The sequence below is a fragment of the Stenotrophomonas sp. KH_029 genome (assembly GCF_057839765.1).
The window spans coordinates 890,991-906,470 of record NZ_CM174498.1; the positions used below are offsets into that span (position 1 = coordinate 890,991).

General features: G+C 62.0%; 25 protein-coding genes. All 25 read left to right on the forward strand.

The genetic code is table 11. The features are described from left to right. The first annotated feature begins 109 nt into the window (after positions 1–109). The 25 genes from fusA to rpsM all read left to right on the forward strand — a co-directional run bounded on the left by fusA (position 110) and on the right by rpsM (position 15,480). Positions 110–2,251, forward strand: coding sequence for an elongation factor G (gene fusA, locus AC3ITM_RS04025; protein ID WP_228886382.1), 2,142 nt, complete (start codon positions 110–112; stop codon positions 2,249–2,251). 52 nt (positions 2,252–2,303) lie between these two features. Continuing rightward, on the forward strand, positions 2,304–3,494 hold the full coding sequence (tuf, locus tag AC3ITM_RS04030; RefSeq protein WP_228886374.1) for an elongation factor Tu: 1,191 nt from the start codon (positions 2,304–2,306) through the stop codon (positions 3,492–3,494). A 333-nt stretch (positions 3,495–3,827) separates the two neighbouring features. Then, positions 3,828–4,139 (forward strand): 30S ribosomal protein S10, encoded by a 312-nt coding sequence (gene rpsJ / locus AC3ITM_RS04035; RefSeq protein WP_010341589.1) that lies wholly within the window; start codon positions 3,828–3,830, stop codon positions 4,137–4,139. Positions 4,140–4,150: 11 nt separating this feature from the next. Next, positions 4,151–4,801, forward strand: a complete 651-nt coding sequence (gene rplC, locus AC3ITM_RS04040; RefSeq protein ID WP_489268632.1) for a 50S ribosomal protein L3 — start codon at positions 4,151–4,153, stop codon at positions 4,799–4,801. Positions 4,802–4,813: 12 nt separating this feature from the next. Further along, a complete protein-coding gene (rplD, locus tag AC3ITM_RS04045; RefSeq protein ID WP_128095571.1) occupies positions 4,814–5,419 on the forward strand; it encodes a 50S ribosomal protein L4 in 606 nt (201 codons plus the stop codon). Then, positions 5,416–5,715 carry a 50S ribosomal protein L23 gene (rplW, locus tag AC3ITM_RS04050; protein ID WP_019186147.1) on the forward strand — a complete coding sequence of 100 codons (300 nt, stop codon included), beginning with the start codon at positions 5,416–5,418 and terminating at the stop codon, positions 5,713–5,715. The genes rplD and rplW overlap by 4 nt, the downstream gene beginning before the upstream one ends. 10 nt (positions 5,716–5,725) lie before the next feature. Beyond that, positions 5,726–6,553: a 50S ribosomal protein L2 gene (gene rplB / locus AC3ITM_RS04055; RefSeq protein WP_038690292.1), complete on the forward strand. Its 828-nt coding sequence runs from the start codon at positions 5,726–5,728 to the stop codon at positions 6,551–6,553. A gap of 6 nt (positions 6,554–6,559) precedes the next feature. Beyond that, positions 6,560–6,829 (forward strand): 30S ribosomal protein S19, encoded by a 270-nt coding sequence (rpsS, locus tag AC3ITM_RS04060; RefSeq protein WP_017355409.1) that lies wholly within the window; start codon positions 6,560–6,562, stop codon positions 6,827–6,829. A 12-nt stretch (positions 6,830–6,841) separates the two neighbouring features. Next, entirely contained in the window at positions 6,842–7,177 is a 336-nt protein-coding gene (gene rplV, locus AC3ITM_RS04065; protein WP_017355410.1) for a 50S ribosomal protein L22, read from the forward strand. 17 nt (positions 7,178–7,194) lie between these two features. Next, positions 7,195–7,929, forward strand: coding sequence for a 30S ribosomal protein S3 (gene rpsC, locus AC3ITM_RS04070; RefSeq protein ID WP_228886385.1), 735 nt, complete (start codon positions 7,195–7,197; stop codon positions 7,927–7,929). A 5-nt stretch (positions 7,930–7,934) separates the two neighbouring features. Then, positions 7,935–8,348: a 50S ribosomal protein L16 gene (gene rplP / locus AC3ITM_RS04075; RefSeq protein WP_019186150.1), complete on the forward strand. Its 414-nt coding sequence runs from the start codon at positions 7,935–7,937 to the stop codon at positions 8,346–8,348. Continuing rightward, positions 8,348–8,533: a 50S ribosomal protein L29 gene (gene rpmC / locus AC3ITM_RS04080; protein ID WP_019186151.1), complete on the forward strand. Its 186-nt coding sequence runs from the start codon at positions 8,348–8,350 to the stop codon at positions 8,531–8,533. Before rplP ends, rpmC begins: the two co-directional genes overlap by 1 nt. A gap of 11 nt (positions 8,534–8,544) precedes the next feature. Then, complete coding sequence (gene rpsQ / locus AC3ITM_RS04085) at positions 8,545–8,814, forward strand: 30S ribosomal protein S17 (protein ID WP_228886386.1); 270 nt, start codon at positions 8,545–8,547, stop codon at positions 8,812–8,814. Between the two features lie 13 nt (positions 8,815–8,827). Beyond that, entirely contained in the window at positions 8,828–9,196 is a 369-nt protein-coding gene (rplN, locus tag AC3ITM_RS04090; protein ID WP_038690286.1) for a 50S ribosomal protein L14, read from the forward strand. Positions 9,197–9,212: 16 nt separating this feature from the next. Next, positions 9,213–9,530 carry a 50S ribosomal protein L24 gene (rplX, locus tag AC3ITM_RS04095; protein ID WP_017355416.1) on the forward strand — a complete coding sequence of 106 codons (318 nt, stop codon included), beginning with the start codon at positions 9,213–9,215 and terminating at the stop codon, positions 9,528–9,530. A gap of 10 nt (positions 9,531–9,540) precedes the next feature. Next, on the forward strand, positions 9,541–10,083 hold the full coding sequence (gene rplE, locus AC3ITM_RS04100) for a 50S ribosomal protein L5 (RefSeq protein ID WP_176990876.1): 543 nt from the start codon (positions 9,541–9,543) through the stop codon (positions 10,081–10,083). 18 nt (positions 10,084–10,101) lie between these two features. After that, positions 10,102–10,407 (forward strand): 30S ribosomal protein S14, encoded by a 306-nt coding sequence (gene rpsN, locus AC3ITM_RS04105; protein ID WP_228886388.1) that lies wholly within the window; start codon positions 10,102–10,104, stop codon positions 10,405–10,407. 263 nt (positions 10,408–10,670) lie between these two features. Next, positions 10,671–11,069, forward strand: coding sequence for a 30S ribosomal protein S8 (gene rpsH, locus AC3ITM_RS04110; RefSeq protein WP_228886389.1), 399 nt, complete (start codon positions 10,671–10,673; stop codon positions 11,067–11,069). An 18-nt stretch (positions 11,070–11,087) separates the two neighbouring features. Then, complete coding sequence (gene rplF / locus AC3ITM_RS04115) at positions 11,088–11,615, forward strand: 50S ribosomal protein L6 (RefSeq protein WP_228886390.1); 528 nt, start codon at positions 11,088–11,090, stop codon at positions 11,613–11,615. Between the two features lie 95 nt (positions 11,616–11,710). Next, entirely contained in the window at positions 11,711–12,070 is a 360-nt protein-coding gene (gene rplR / locus AC3ITM_RS04120; protein WP_038690277.1) for a 50S ribosomal protein L18, read from the forward strand. Between the two features lie 158 nt (positions 12,071–12,228). Beyond that, entirely contained in the window at positions 12,229–12,771 is a 543-nt protein-coding gene (gene rpsE / locus AC3ITM_RS04125; protein ID WP_070209003.1) for a 30S ribosomal protein S5, read from the forward strand. Then, positions 12,764–12,955 carry a 50S ribosomal protein L30 gene (gene rpmD, locus AC3ITM_RS04130; protein WP_228886391.1) on the forward strand — a complete coding sequence of 64 codons (192 nt, stop codon included), beginning with the start codon at positions 12,764–12,766 and terminating at the stop codon, positions 12,953–12,955. The genes rpsE and rpmD overlap by 8 nt, the downstream gene beginning before the upstream one ends. Positions 12,956–12,959: 4 nt before the next feature. After that, a complete protein-coding gene (gene rplO / locus AC3ITM_RS04135; RefSeq protein WP_228886392.1) occupies positions 12,960–13,403 on the forward strand; it encodes a 50S ribosomal protein L15 in 444 nt (147 codons plus the stop codon). A gap of 3 nt (positions 13,404–13,406) precedes the next feature. Next, positions 13,407–14,762: a preprotein translocase subunit SecY gene (secY, locus tag AC3ITM_RS04140; RefSeq protein WP_489268639.1), complete on the forward strand. Its 1,356-nt coding sequence runs from the start codon at positions 13,407–13,409 to the stop codon at positions 14,760–14,762. Positions 14,763–15,123: 361 nt separating this feature from the next. Then, positions 15,124–15,480, forward strand: a complete 357-nt coding sequence (rpsM, locus tag AC3ITM_RS04145) for a 30S ribosomal protein S13 (RefSeq protein WP_019186163.1) — start codon at positions 15,124–15,126, stop codon at positions 15,478–15,480.

Sequence of the window (15,480 nt, forward strand, 5' to 3'; positions counted from 1 at the left end):
AGCGGCACTATCTAGTGCCGCTTCGCGGCACCTGGGGTGTCGCGCCAATCCGAAGGCCGCCGAAAGGCGGCGTTCGGCCATCCGAATTCCAAGAAATTGAGAGGCTCCCGTGGCCCGCAACACTCCCATCGAGCGTTACCGCAACTTCGGCATCATGGCTCACATCGATGCCGGCAAGACCACCACGTCCGAGCGCATCCTGTTCTACACCGGCAAGAGCCACAAGATCGGTGAAGTGCATGATGGCGCTGCCACCATGGACTGGATGGAGCAGGAGCAGGAGCGTGGCATCACGATCCAGTCCGCTGCCACCACCGCGTTCTGGAAGGGCATGGACAAGTCCTTGCCGGAGCATCGCTTCAACATCATCGACACCCCCGGGCACGTCGACTTCACCATCGAAGTCGAGCGTTCGCTGCGCGTGCTCGACGGTGCGGTGTTCGTGCTGTGCGCCGTCGGTGGCGTGCAGCCGCAGTCGGAAACCGTGTGGCGCCAGGCCAACCGGTACAAAGTGCCGCGTATTGCCTTCGTCAACAAGATGGACCGCACCGGCGCCAACTTCACCAAGGTCGTTGGCCAGTTGAAGGCCAAGCTGGGCGCCACCGCCGTGCCGATGCAGCTGCCGATCGGCGCCGAAGAAAACTTCAAGGGCGTGGTCGACCTGATCAAGATGAAGGCCATCCATTGGGATGAAGCCTCGCAGGGCATGAAGTTCGAGTACCTGGAGATCCCGGCCGACATGCAGGCGGAGGCCGAAGCGGCCCGCACCTTCATGATCGAGGCGGCGGCTGAAGCCAGCGAAGAGCTGATGGAAAAGTACCTGGGCGGCGAAGAGCTGACCGAGGCCGAGATCGTCGAAGCCCTGCGCGTGCGCACCCTGGCCACCGACATCGTGCCGATGTACTGCGGCTCGGCGTTCAAGAACAAGGGCGTGCAGGCCATGCTGGACGGCGTGGTGCAGCTGCTGCCGTCGCCGATCGACGTGCCGGACGTGACCGGTACCGACGTGGACGATGAAACCATCGCCCTGAGCCGCAAGTCCGACGACAAGGCCCCGTTCTCGGCGCTGGCCTTCAAGATCATCACCGACCCGTTCGTCGGCGCGCTGACCTTCTTCCGTGTCTACTCGGGCACGCTGAATGCCGGCGACCAGCTGCTGAACTCGGTGAAGGGCAAGAAGGAGCGCATCGGCCGCATCCTGCAGATGCACTCCAACGATCGCGAAGAAATCAAGGAAGTGCTGGCCGGCGACATCGCCGCGGCGGTGGGCCTGAAGGACACCACCACCGGCGATACCCTGTGCTCGCAGGACCACCCGATCATCCTGGAGCGCATGGTGTTCCCGGAGCCGGTCATCTCGATGGCTGTCGAGCCGAAGACCAAGTCCGACCAGGAAAAGATGGGTCTGGCACTGGGTCGTCTGGCCCAGGAAGATCCGTCGTTCCGCGTCAAGACCGACGAAGAATCCGGCCAGACCATCATCTCCGGCATGGGCGAGCTGCACCTGGACATCATCGTTGATCGCATGAAGCGCGAGTTCAACGTTGAAGCCAACGTCGGCAAGCCGCAGGTGGCGTACCGCGAAACCATCCAGATGGCCGACGTCAAGTCGGACTACAAGCACGCCAAGCAGTCCGGTGGTAAGGGTCAGTACGGTCACGTCGTGATCGAGCTGTCGCCGATCACCGCTGAAGACCGTGCCGATCCCAAGCTGTCCGCTGCGATCAAGGATGACTTCCTGTTCATCAACGACATCACCGGTGGCGTGATTCCGAAGGAATTCATTCCGTCGATCGAAAAGGGCCTGCGCGAAACCATCACCAGCGGTCCGCTGGCCGGCTTCCCGGTCGTGGATGTCAAGGTGAAGCTGGTGTTCGGCTCGTACCATGACGTCGACTCCTCGGAAATGGCGTTCAAGCTCGCGTCCTCGATGGCCTTCAAGCAGGGCTTCCAGAAGGCCAAGCCGGTCCTGCTGGAGCCGATCATGAAGGTCGAGATCGTGACCCCGGAGGATTACCAGGGTGACGTGATGGGCGACGTCAGCCGTCGTCGTGGCGTGCTGCAGGGTTCGAGCACCACCGGTGACGGTTCGGCCAGCATCATCAACGCGATGATCCCGCTGGGCGAAATGTTCGGTTACGCCACCTCGCTGCGTTCGCAGACCCAGGGTCGTGCGACGTTCACGATGGAGTTCGACCACTACGAGCCGGCGCCGAACAACATCGCCGAAACCGTGATCAAGAAGTCCTGAGCGTAAGCTCAGGCCTTCACCTCTTTCTTTCTGATATCCAAGGTATAAAACAATGGCAAAGGGTAAGTTCGAGCGCACCAAGCCGCACGTCAACGTCGGCACCATTGGTCACGTCGATCATGGCAAGACCACGCTGACCGCCGCACTGACCAAGATCGGTGCCGAGCGTTTCGGTGGCGAATTCAAGGATTACTCGGCGATCGACGCCGCGCCGGAAGAGAAGGCGCGTGGCATCACGATCTCGACCGCGCACGTCGAATACGAATCCGAAAACCGTCATTACGCCCACGTCGATTGCCCGGGCCATGCCGACTACGTCAAGAACATGATCACCGGTGCTGCGCAGATGGACGGCGCGATCCTGGTCTGTTCGGCCGCTGACGGCCCGATGCCGCAGACCCGCGAGCACATCCTGCTGTCGCGTCAGGTCGGCGTGCCGTACATCGTCGTGTTCCTGAACAAGGCCGACATGGTGGACGACGCCGAGCTGCTGGAACTGGTCGAAATGGAAGTCCGCGAGCTGCTCAGCAAGTACGACTTCCCGGGCGACGACACCCCGATCATCTCGGGCTCGGCCCGTCTGGCGCTGGAAGGCGACCAGAGCGAAATCGGCGTGCCGGCCGTGATCAAGCTGGTCGAAGCTCTCGACAGCTGGATCCCGACCCCGGAGCGCGACATCGACAAGCCGTTCCTGATGCCGGTGGAAGACGTGTTCTCGATCTCCGGCCGCGGCACCGTGGTGACCGGTCGTATCGAGCGCGGCGTGATCAAGGTCGGCGAAGAAATCGAAATCGTCGGTATCCGTCCGGTCCAGAAGACCACCGTCACCGGCGTGGAAATGTTCCGCAAGCTGCTCGACCAGGGTCAGGCAGGCGACAACGCCGGTCTGCTGCTGCGCGGCACCAAGCGTGACGACGTCGAGCGTGGCCAGGTCCTGGCCAAGCCGGGTTCGATCAAGCCGCACACCACCTTCGATGCCGAAGTGTACGTACTGTCCAAGGATGAAGGCGGCCGTCACACCCCGTTCTTCAAGGGCTACCGTCCGCAGTTCTACTTCCGCACCACCGACATCACCGGCGCTTGCGAACTGCCGGAAGGTGTGGAAATGGTGATGCCGGGCGACAACGTGAAGATGGTTGTCACCCTGATCAACCCGGTCGCGATGGACGAAGGCCTGCGTTTCGCCATCCGTGAAGGCGGTCGTACCGTCGGCGCCGGCGTGGTCTCCAAGATCATCGCGTAATCTGTTAGAATCTGCGCCCCGATGTTGCCTGGGTAGGGCATCGGGGCGTAACCAAACGGGAAAAGAGGCGCAGGATGCTCCTCGTGTTCCCCAGACCAGGAAGGGTCGCGCCATTCAGGCTTTGTCAACAGGACCCCTGTTGACTGCCAAGTTGTATGCGCGCTATACTTTTTGTCTGGGCAGATCGGGAGACCGGTCTGCCTCGATTTTTGAGGTCTATGGAAAGATCTTGTCGCCGCGCAGGAATGTGCGGCGTCCGCATTCAGGATATTCATGGGACAAGGCAACCCAGAGGCCTTGTCCGTCGCTCTTTTAACGAAGGAACCCACCGTCATGGCGGACCAAAAGATCCGGATTCGGCTGAAGGCGTTCGATCATCGTTTGATCGACCGTTCGGCCAGCGAGATCGTAGAAACGGCAAAGCGGACCGGCGCGCAAGTGCGTGGCCCGATCCCGCTGCCGACCAAGATCGAGCGTTACACCATTCTCGTTTCCCCGCACGTCGACAAGGACGCGCGTGACCAGTACGAGACCCGCACGCACAAGCGCGTGCTCGATATCGTCGACCCCAACGACAAGACCGTGGACGCGCTGATGAAGCTCGAACTGGCTGCCGGCGTCGACGTTCAGATCAAGCTGACCTGAGGACTACGACCATGACGAAGAAATATTCGTTGGGCTTCGTGGGCCGCAAGGCTGGCATGAGCCGCGTTTTCACTGAAGATGGCCAGGCCATCCCGGTGACCCTGATTGAAGCAACCCCGAACCGCATCGCGCAGATCAAGACCGTCGAATCTGACGGCTACAGCGCCGTGCAGGTGACCGTCGGCGCGCGTCGCGCTGCCCTGGTCAACAAGCCGGAAGCCGGTCACTTCGCCAAGGCGAAGGTCGAAGCCGGTCGTGGCCTGTGGGAATTCCGCGTTGAAGACGCCCAGCTCGGCGATTTCGCCGTCGGCGGCGAAGTCAAGGCGGACATCTTTGAAGTTGGCCAGAAGGTCGACGTCCAGGGTGTCACCAAGGGTAAGGGCTTCCAGGGCACCATCAAGCGCTACAACTTCCGTATGGGCGATGCAACCCACGGTAACTCGCTGTCGCATCGCGCGCCGGGTTCCTTGGGCCAGCGCCAGACCCCGGGTCGCGTTTTCCCGGGTAAGAAGATGTCCGGCCACATGGGTTCGGTGCAGCAGAGCACCCAGGGCCTTGAAGTGGTGAAGGTCGATGTCGAGCGTGGTCTGATCGCTATTCGTGGTGCCGTTCCGGGCGCAGCGGGTGGTGACGTGATCGTTCGTCCGGCTAGCAAGGCATAAGGAGAGATGACGATGGAACTCGTTATCACGGGTAGCAACAACAAGGTCTCGGTTTCCGATGCCGTGTTCGGTCGCGATTTCAGCGAAGATCTGGTTCACCAGGTCGTCGTTGCTTACCGCAACGCCGGTCGCGCCGGCACCAAGGCACAGAAGACTCGCTCTGAAGTGGCTGGTACCACCAAGAAGTCGAAGAAGCAGAAGGGCGGCGGCGCGCGTCATGGCGCACTGACGGCTCCGATCTTCGTCGGCGGTGGTGTCACCTTCGCGGCCAAGCCGCGCAGCTTCGAGCAGAAGGTCAACCGCAAGCAGTACCGTGCAGCCATGTGCGCGATCCTGTCCGAGCTGAACCGTCAGGGCCGTTTGACGATCGTGGAGTCCTTCGATGTCGAAGCGACCAACACCAAGTCGTTGATCGCCAAGCTGGCCGGCCTGGAAGTGGGCAAGCGCCCGCTGATCGTCACCGAAGACGCTTCCGAGCACCTGTACCTGTCGGCGCGCAACATTCCCTACGTGGAAGTGCGTGACGTGCAGGGTCTGGACCCGGTGTCGCTGGTCGGTGCCGACACGGTCGTCATCACCGCTGACGCGGTCAAGAAGGTCGAGGAGTGGCTGGCATGAGCAGCAACGAAAAAGTCTTCAGCGTGCTGCGCGCTCCGCGAGTCTCCGAAAAGACCGCGCGCCTGCAGGAACATTCCAACCAGTATGTCTTCGAAGTTTCGAACGAAGCCACCAAGGCCGATGTAAAGGCCGCGGTTGAGCAGCTGTTCGACGTCAAGGTCGAATCGGTCAACGTGCTGAACGTGAAGGGCAAGAACAAGTCCTTCCGTAACCGCACCGGCCGCCGCGGCGATTGGCGCAAGGCGTACGTGCGTCTCGCCGATGGCCAGTCCATCGATGTAACGGCCAAGGCCTGAGGTACATCCCATGCCATTGATGAAATTCAAGCCCACTTCCCCCGGCCGCCGTTCGGCCGTGCGCGTGGTTACGCCCGATCTGCACAAGGGCGCACCGCACGCAGCGTTGCTGGAGCCGCAGAGCAAGTCCGGTGGTCGTAACCACCACGGCCGCATCACCACCCGTCACGTTGGTGGTGGCCACAAGCAGCACTACCGTGTCATCGACTTCAAGCGCAACAAGGAAGGCATTCCGGCGCGCGTGGAACGCATCGAATACGATCCGAACCGCACCGCCCATATCGCCCTGCTGTGCTACGTCGACGGCGAGCGCCGCTACATCATCGCACCGAAGGGCCTCAAGGCCGGTGACCAGGTGATCGCGGGTTCGGATGCGCCGATCAAGACCGGCAACACCCTGCCGCTGCGCAACATCCCGGTCGGTACCACTGTCCACGGCATCGAACTGAAGCCGGGCAAGGGTGCGCAGATCGCGCGTGCCGCCGGCGCTGCCGTGCAGCTCGTCGCTCGTGAAGGCATCTACGCCACCCTGCGCCTGCGCTCGGGTGAAATGCGTAAGGTTCCGGTCGAGTGCCGTGCCACCATCGGTGAAGTCGGCAACGACGAACACAACCTGGAAAAGCTGGGCAAGGCTGGCGCCAAGCGCTGGCGTGGTGTCCGCCCGACCGTTCGTGGTGCTGCCATGAACCCGGTTGACCATCCGCACGGTGGTGGTGAGGCGAAGGCCGGCCAGGGTAATCCGCATCCGGTCACCCCGTGGGGTGTTCCGACCAAGGGTTACAAGACGCGCAAGAACAAGCGCACCCAGCAATTCATCGTCCGCGATCGTAGGGGCTAATCGACCATGGCACGTTCACTCAAGAAGGGCCCGTTCGTCGATCACCACCTCGTCAAGAAGGTGGAGGCCGCTGCGGGTAGCAAGAAGCCGATCAAGACCTGGTCGCGCCGTTCGATGATCCTGCCGGAAATGGTAGGCATCACCATCGCCGTTCATAACGGCAAGAACCACGTTCCGGTGCTCGTCAACGAGAACATGGTCGGCCACAAGCTCGGCGAATTTGCCATCACCCGGACCTTCAAGGGTCACGGTGGTGACAAGAAGTCGGGCAAGTAAGGAGAGATGACAATGGAAGCGAAAGCAATCCTGCGCTCCGCGCGCATCTCTGCGCAGAAAGCCCGCCTGGTCGCAGACCAGGTGCGCGGCCTGCCGGCCGAGCGTGCGGTCAACCTGCTGAAGTTTTCGGATAAGAAGGCTGCCCACCTGATCAAGAAGGTGGTGGAGTCGGCTATCGCAAATGCCGAAAACAACCAGGGCGCCGACGTCGACGAGCTGAAGGTTCAGACCATCATGGTAGATGAAGGTCCGACCCTGAAGCGTTTCATGGCGCGGGCGAAAGGCCGCGGCACCCGCATCCTCAAGCGCACCAGCCACATCACTGTGGTTGTGGGCGCCGGCAAGTAAGCGGAAAGGAAAACACCATGGGTCATAAAGTTCATCCGATTGGTATCCGCCTCGGCATTTCCAAGGACTGGAACTCCAAGTGGTACGCCAACAAGGCCGAGTTCGCTGGTTATCTGGCGGCCGACCTGAAGGTGCGGGAAATGCTGCGCAAGAAGCTCGCGCAGGCCGGCATCAGCAAGATCCTGATCGAGCGTCCGGCAAAGACCGCTCGCGTGACGATCCACACCGCCCGTCCGGGCGTGGTGATCGGCAAGCGTGGCGAGGACATCGAAAAGCTGCGCAAGGAAGTGAGCGAAATGATGGGCGTTCCGGCGCACATCAACGTCACCGAAGTGCGCAAGCCCGAGCTGGACGCCCAGCTGGTTGCCGAGTCCATCGCGCAGCAGCTTGAGCGTCGCATCATGTTCCGCCGCGCGATGAAGCGTTCGGTCGGCAACGCGATGCGCCTCGGTGCCCTGGGCATCAAGGTCAACGTCGGTGGCCGCTTGAACGGCGCGGAAATCGCCCGTTCGGAGTGGTACCGCGAAGGCCGCGTGCCGCTGCATACGCTGCGTGCCGACATCGACTATGGTTTCGCTGAAGCCAAGACGACCTACGGCATCATCGGCATCAAGGTCTGGATCTACAAGGGCGAAGTCTTCGATTTCTCCCAGGTTGGCCAGGAAAAGCAGGACGACTCCCCGCGCAACGATCGTCATGATCGCGGCGACCGCGGTGACCGCCCGTCGCGCCCGGCTCGTGAAGCGAGGTAACGACAATGTTGCAACCCAAGCGAACCAAATACCGCAAGGTACACAAGGGCCGTAACGATGGTCTGAGCTGGAGCGGCAACGCCGTCAGCTTTGGCGAATACGGCCTCAAGGCAACCGCTCATGGTCAGCTGACCGCGCGTCAGATCGAAGCGGCCCGCCGCTCGATCAGCCGCTACGTCAAGCGCGGCGGCAAGATGTGGATCCGAGTGTTCCCCGACAAGCCGATCACCAAGAAGCCCATCGAAGTGCGAATGGGTTCTGGTAAGGGCAACGTGGAATACTGGGTAGCCCAGATCCAGCCCGGCCGCATGATCTATGAAATCGAAGGCGTCGCAGAGGACGTGGCACGTGAGGCGTTCCGCCTGGCAGCCGCCAAGCTCTCCGTGACCACCACTTTCGTGACCCGGACGGTGCTCTGATGGATATCAAACAACTTCGCGAAAAGTCGGCTGACGACTTGAAGAGCCACCTGATCGACCTGCGTAAGGAGCAGTTCTCGCTCCGTATGCAGCAGGTCACTGGCCAGCTGCCGAAGACCCACGAAACCCGCCGGGTTCGCCGCGAGATTGCTCGCGTCAAGACCCTGCTCGGCAGCACCAAGTAAGGATGGCCGCGATGAGCGAAAATACTGAAAACAAAACGCTGCGTACGGTCGAAGGCCGTGTCGTCAGCAACAAGATGGACAAGACGGTCACCGTGTTGGTGGAGCGCCTGGTCAAGCACGCCCTGTACGGCAAGTACATCAAGCGTTCGACCAAGCTGCACGCACACGACGCCGACAACGCCTGCAACGAAGGCGATGTCGTCCGCGTGACCGAAATTGCTCCGATGTCCAAGACCAAGAACTGGCGCGTGGTGGAAGTCATCACGCGTGCGGCTGAATAAGGAGATCTGAATCATGATCCAGATGCAGAGCTACCTCGAGGTCGCGGACAATTCCGGTGCCAAGGAAGTGATGTGCATCAAGGTGCTGGGCGGCTCCAAGCGTCGCTACGCCCACATTGGTGACATCATCAAGGTCACCGTGAAGGATGCAATTCCGCGCGGCAAGGTCAAGAAGGGTGAAGTGTTCGACGCCGTCGTGGTGCGTACCCGCAAGGGTGTGCGTCGCGCCGACGGTTCGCTGATCCGTTTCGACGCCAACGCTGCGGTCCTGCTCAATAACAAGCAAGAGCCGATCGGCACCCGCATCTTCGGACCGGTGACGCGTGAACTTCGTACCGAGAAGTTCATGAAGATCGTCTCGCTCGCTCCCGAAGTGCTGTGAGCGACAGGAGATAATCATGGCTAACCGTATCAAGAAGGGCGACCAGGTCGTCGTCAACACCGGCAAGGACAAGGGCAAGCAGGGCGAAGTCGTCCGCGTCGACGGCGATCGTGTGATCGTCGCCAACGTGAACATCGTCAAGCGCCACACCAAGCCGAACCCGCAGGCAGGCGTTGCCGGCGGCGTGGTCGAGCGTGAAGCGTCGATCCATATCTCCAACGTGAATGTGCTGAACCCGGCTTCGGGCAAGGGCGAACGCGTTGGTTTCAAGGTGCTGGAGGATGGACGCAAACTGCGTGTGTTCCGCTCCAGCGGTGAGGCGCTCGACGCCTGAGGATGCGCTGATGAATACCCGTCTCGAAAAGTTCTACAAGGAAGAAGTGGTGCCGGCGCTGATGAAGCAGTTCGGCTACACCAATCCGATGCAGGTTCCGAAGCTGGTCAAGGTCACCCTGAACATGGGTGTCGGCGAAGCGGCCACGAACAAGAAGATTCTGGAAAATGCCGTCGCCGACATGGCCAAGGTCTCCGGTCAGAAGCCGATCGTGACCAAGTCCCGCGTCTCGGTGGCATCGTTCAAGATCCGCGATGGTTGGCCGATCGGCTGCAAGACCACGCTGCGTCGTGAAAAGATGTATGAGTTCATGGATCGCCTGATCAACATCTCGCTGCCGCGCGTGCGCGACTTCCGTGGTGTCTCGGGTCGCTCCTTCGACGGTCGTGGCAACTTCAACATGGGTGTGAAGGAACAGATCATCTTCCCGGAAATCGACTTCGACGCTGTCGACGCGATTCGCGGCATGGATATCGCCATCACCACCACCGCCAAGACCGATGCGGAAGCGAAGGCGCTGCTTGCAGCGTTCAAGTTCCCGTTCCGTAACTGATACGTCGAGGAAACCGAAATGGCAAAGACCTCCATGGTCAACCGCGACCTGAAGCGGGCCAAGCTCGCTGTCAAGTACGCCGGCAAGCGTGACGCGCTGAAGAAGATCATCGCCAGCACCACCGCTTCGTACGACGAAAAGGCCGAGGCCGTCATCAAGTTGCAGAAGCTGCCGCGCGATTCGTCGCCGAGCCGCCACCGCAACCGCTGCGAACTGTCCGGCCGCCCGCGTGGCGTGTACAGCAAGTTCGGCCTGGGCCGCAACAAGCTGCGCGAAGCCACCATGCGCGGCGACGTGCCGGGCCTGCGCAAGGCCAGCTGGTAAGGGATCGCTCCCGCAACCTGGCCCGCGCTTCACGGCGCGGGGCAGGGGGAAGGGGCCGGTTGTTCAGGTTTCTTCCCGATTAAGAGAGCCCGGCGCAAGTCGGGCTCTTTTTGCCGTATACTCCCGCGTCTTGCCTTTTCACAAGGGCGGGGTATGGCGCCGGCTGCTGGCCGGCCCACCATCGTTCCAGGGGCCCTGGCCCATCCCAGGAAGACACAAGATTTTCGCGAAAGCGGATATCGGTGCACTCAAAGGTATCGACTATGAGCATGACTGATCCCATCGCCGACCTGCTGGTACGCATCAAGAATGCGGCCGCGGTTGGCAAACAGACGGTGAAGGCACCGTCGTCCAAGATCAAGGTGGCAATCGCCCAGGTCCTGAAGGACGAGGGTTACATCACCGATCTGCGCGTGACCCCGCTCGAGAACAACAAGTCCGAGCTGGAAATCGTGCTGAAGTATTTCGAGGGCAAGCCGGTCATCGAGACCCTGAAGCGTTTCTCGCGTTCGGGCCTTCGCCAGTACCGTGGCAAGTCCGAGCTGCCGAAGGTCCTCAACGGCCTGGGCATCTCCATCATCTCCACCTCCAAGGGCATCATGACCGATGCGCAGGCGCGCCAGTTGGGCGTCGGCGGCGAAGTCCTGTGCTTCGTGGCCTAAGGCGAGAAGGAAACTACTATGTCCCGCGTAGCCAAGAAGCCAATCAACCTGCCCAAGGGCGTTGAACTGACCATCCAGCCGGAATCCGTGAGCGTGAAGGGCCCCAAGGGCACCCTGTCGCTTGCCAAGGTTGCCGGTGTCGAAATCACCGTTGACAACGGCGTTGCCAGCCTGGCCGCCAACGATGCTTCGCTGGTCGCCCTCACCGGCACCGTGCGCGCCATCCTGGCCAACATGGTCCACGGCGTGACCGAAGGCTTCGAGCGCAAGCTCGAGCTGGTCGGCGTGGGTTACCGTGCCGCCATGCAGGGCAAGGACCTGAACCTGTCGCTGGGCTTCTCGCACCCGGTCGTGTTCGTGGCGCCGGAAGGCATCACCATCTCGACCCCGACCCAGACCGAAGTTCTGGTCCAGGGCAACGACAAGCAGCGCGTCGGTGAAGTTGCCGCCAAGATTCGTGGCTTCCGTCCGCCGGAGCCCTACAAGGGCAAGGGTGTGAAGTACGCCGGCGAAGTCATCATTCGTAAGGAAGCCAAGAAGGCCTAATCAGGCGCGGGAACTTCCACGGAAGCCTGGCCGTCAGCGGCCGGGTTTCTCAAAGCAAAAGCCCGCTTTACTTCAGCTTTCAAGGAACTCAAATCATGAGCATCAACAAGAACATCGCCCGCCTGCGTCGCGCCAAGTCGACCCGTGCACACATCCGCGTTCTCGGCGTGCCGCGTCTGTCGGTGCTGCGCACCGGTCAGCACCTGTACGCCCAGGTCTTCACCGCCGATGGCTCCAAGGTGCTGGCTGCTGCCAACACCACCCAGGCCGACGTCAAGGAAGGCCTGAAGAACGGCAAGAACAGCGACGCCGCCGCCAAGGTGGGCAAGCTGGTCGCCGAGCGCGCCAAGGCCGCGGGCATCGAGAAGGTCGCTTTCGACCGCTCGGGCTACCGCTACCATGGCCGCATCAAGGCGCTGGCCGATGCAGCCCGCGAAGGCGGCCTGCAGTTCTAAGGGACAAGGAAGCGGGGCATCGCCCCGTTTCCGCCTGCCCGCCGGCGTGGGTTACGCCGGACGACGTCCTTCTTCTGCAGGGGCGATCGGTCCACCGCACCATTCCACAGCTATAAGCGGCCTCGAGCCGTACATACTCAATCAATCAAGGAATCAACATGGCAGAAGAACGTCAGCAGCGGGGTCGCGATCGCGACCGTAACCGCGAAGAGAAAGTCGACGACGGCATGATCGAAAAGCTGGTCGCGGTCAACCGCGTCAGCAAGACGGTCAAGGGTGGTCGTCAGTTCACCTTCACCGCACTGACCGTGGTCGGTGACGGCGCAGGCAAGGTCGGTTTCGGCTACGGCAAGGCGCGTGAAGTGCCGGTCGCGATCCAGAAGTCGATGGAGCAGGCCCGCAAGAACCTGGCCGACGTCGATCTGAACAACGGCACCCTGTGGCACCCGGTGAAGTCCGGCCACGGCGCAGCCCGCGTGTTCATGATGCCGGCCTCGGAAGGTACCGGTGTGATCGCCGGTGGTGCCATGCGCGCCGTGCTGGAAGCGGTTGGCGTCAAGAACGTGCTGGCCAAGGCCGTCGGTTCGCGCAACCCGATCAACCTGGTTCGCGCCACGCTGAAGGGCCTGTCCGAAATGCAGTCGCCGGTCCGCATCGCGGCCAAGCGCGGCAAGAAGGTGGAGGATCTCAACCATGGCTAATGACACCGTCAAGACCGTCAAGGTCCGCCTCGTCGGTGGCCTGCGTGGCACCCAGTCGCGTCACCGCCTGTCGGTGCGTGCCTTGGGCCTGAACAAGCTCAACGATGTGCGTGAACTGAAGGACAGCCCGCAGGTTCGCGGCCTGATCAACAAGGTCCACTACCTCGTCAAGGTTGAGGAATAATCCAATGACCATGCATCTGAATGAATTGAGCCCGGCACCGGGCGCGCGCAAAGAGCGCACCCGCGTCGGCCGTGGTATCGGTTCGGGCCTGGGCAAGACCTGCGGCCGCGGCCACAAGGGTTCGTTCGCCCGTAAGGGTGGCGGCAAGATCAAGGCCGGCTTCGAAGGCGGCCAGACCCCCATGCAGCGTCGTCTGCCGAAGGTCGGTTTCCGTTCCAAGATCGCCAAGGACACCGCTGAAGTGCTGTCCTACCATCTGGATCGCCTGGAAGCTGGCGAGATCGACTTTGCCGCGCTGCGCGCTGCCAAGCTGGTCCCGAGCAGCGCCAAGCGCGCCAAGATCGTGCTGAAGGGTGAGCTGACCAAGGCTTTCGTCCTGAAGGGCATTGCTGCAACGGCCGGTGCTAAGGCTGTGATCGAAGCTGCCGGCGGCAGCGTACAGGAGTAAGACATGGCGCAAGCTGGCATTGGTAACCTCGGCGGCGGGCTCGGCAAGTTCACGGAACTTCGCCAGCGACTGCTGTTTGTTGTCGGGGCTTTGATCGTCTATCGCATTGGCTGTTATGTGCCGGTGCCGGGCGTCAATCCCGATGCCATGCTTGCGCTCATGCAGGCGCAGGGCGGCGGCATCGTGGACATGTTCAACATGTTCTCGGGCGGCGCCCTGCACCGTTTCAGCATTTTCGCGCTGAACGTGATGCCGTACATTTCGGCATCCATCGTGATGCAGCTGGCGGTGCACATCTTCCCGGCATTGAAGGCAATGCAGAAGGAAGGTGAATCCGGCCGCCGCAAGATCACCCAATATTCCCGCATCGGCGCCGTGTTGCTGGCGGTGGTGCAGGGCGGCAGCATCGCGCTGGCGCTGCAGAACCAGTTGTCCCCCAGTGGCGCGCCGGTGGTATACGCGCCGGGCATGGGCTTCGTGCTCACCGCCATCATCGCGTTGACCGCCGGTACGATCTTCCTGATGTGGGTCGGCGAGCAGGTCACCGAGCGTGGCATCGGCAACGGCGTGTCGCTGATCATCTTCGCCGGCATCGTCGCCGGGCTGCCGGGCGCGGTCATCCACACCGTGGAAGCCTACCGCGACGGCAACATGAGCTTCATCGCGCTGCTGCTGATCGTGCTGGTGGTGCTGGCCTTCACCTATTTCGTGGTGTTCGTCGAACGCGGCCAGCGCCGGATCACGGTCAACTACGCACGCCGCCAGGGCGGCCGCAACGCGTACATGAACCAGACCTCGTTCCTGCCGCTGAAGCTGAACATGGCGGGCGTGATCCCGGCCATCTTCGCCTCGTCGATCCTCGCGTTCCCGACCACCCTGGCCATGTGGTCCGGCCAGGCCAGCTCGGCTACCTGGCTGCAGAAGGTGGCCAATGCGCTGGGCCCGGGCGAACCGCTGCACATGATCGTGTTCGCGGCGTTGATCACCGGTTTCGCGTTCTTCTATACCGCGCTGGTGTTCAACTCGCAGGAAACCGCCGACAACCTGAAGAAGTCGGGTGCGCTGATCCCGGGCATCCGTCCGGGCAAGGCCACCGCCGACTACGTGGATGCCGTGCTGACCCGCCTGACCGCGGCCGGCTCGCTGTACCTGGTGATCGTGTGCCTGTTGCCTGAGATCATGCGTACCCAGCTGGGCGCGTCCTTCTACTTCGGCGGCACCTCGCTGCTGATCGTGGTGGTGGTGGTGATGGACTTCATCGCCCAGATCCAGGCGCACCTGATGTCGCACCAGTACGAGAGCCTGTTGAAGAAGGCCAACCTGAAGGGCGGCAATCGCGGCGGTTTTGCCCGCGGCTGATAAGCCTGTTACACTTTCGTCTTCCTGACGTGATGGTCCTCCGCTTCGCGGACCTGGCCACACAAACGAAGGGCGGCCCCCGCAGCGGTTCCGGGTGGGGGTGAGATCGGGTCGTCCCGCGCGGGAGTAGCGCGGGCGGTTCCGGGAAAGGGCACGAAAGCGCCTTTTCTCCGGGGTCAACCTGATCCGGCGCCGGAGCCTGGGCACACTCCCTGGGCCGGGTTCGTGAAACCTTGTGTTTCACGGGCTTCCAAGTAGACCGGAACCTTGTTAGTATCGCTAGTTCACTTTTTGATCCATCCTGCCGGATTGGCGCGCCGTTGGTGCGCTGTCGGCCATCACTCAGCTGGAGAACCGCGTCATGGCGCGTATTGCAGGCGTCAACCTGCCAGCCCAGAAGCACGTCTGGGTCGGGTTGCAAAGCATTTACGGCATCGGCCGTACCCGTTCGAAGAAGGTCTGCGACGCCGCAGGCGTGACCTCGACCACCAAGATCCGCGATCTGTCGGAGCCGGAAATCGAGCGTCTGCGTCTCGAAGTCGGCAAGTACATCGTGGAAGGCGATCTGCGCCGTGAAATCGGTATCGCGATCAAGCGCCTGATGGATCTGGGCTGCTACCGCGGTCTGCGTCACCGTCGCGGCCTGCCGCTTCGTGGCCAGCGCACCCGTACCAACGCCCGCACCCGCAAGGGCCCGCGCAAGGCGATCAGGAAGTAA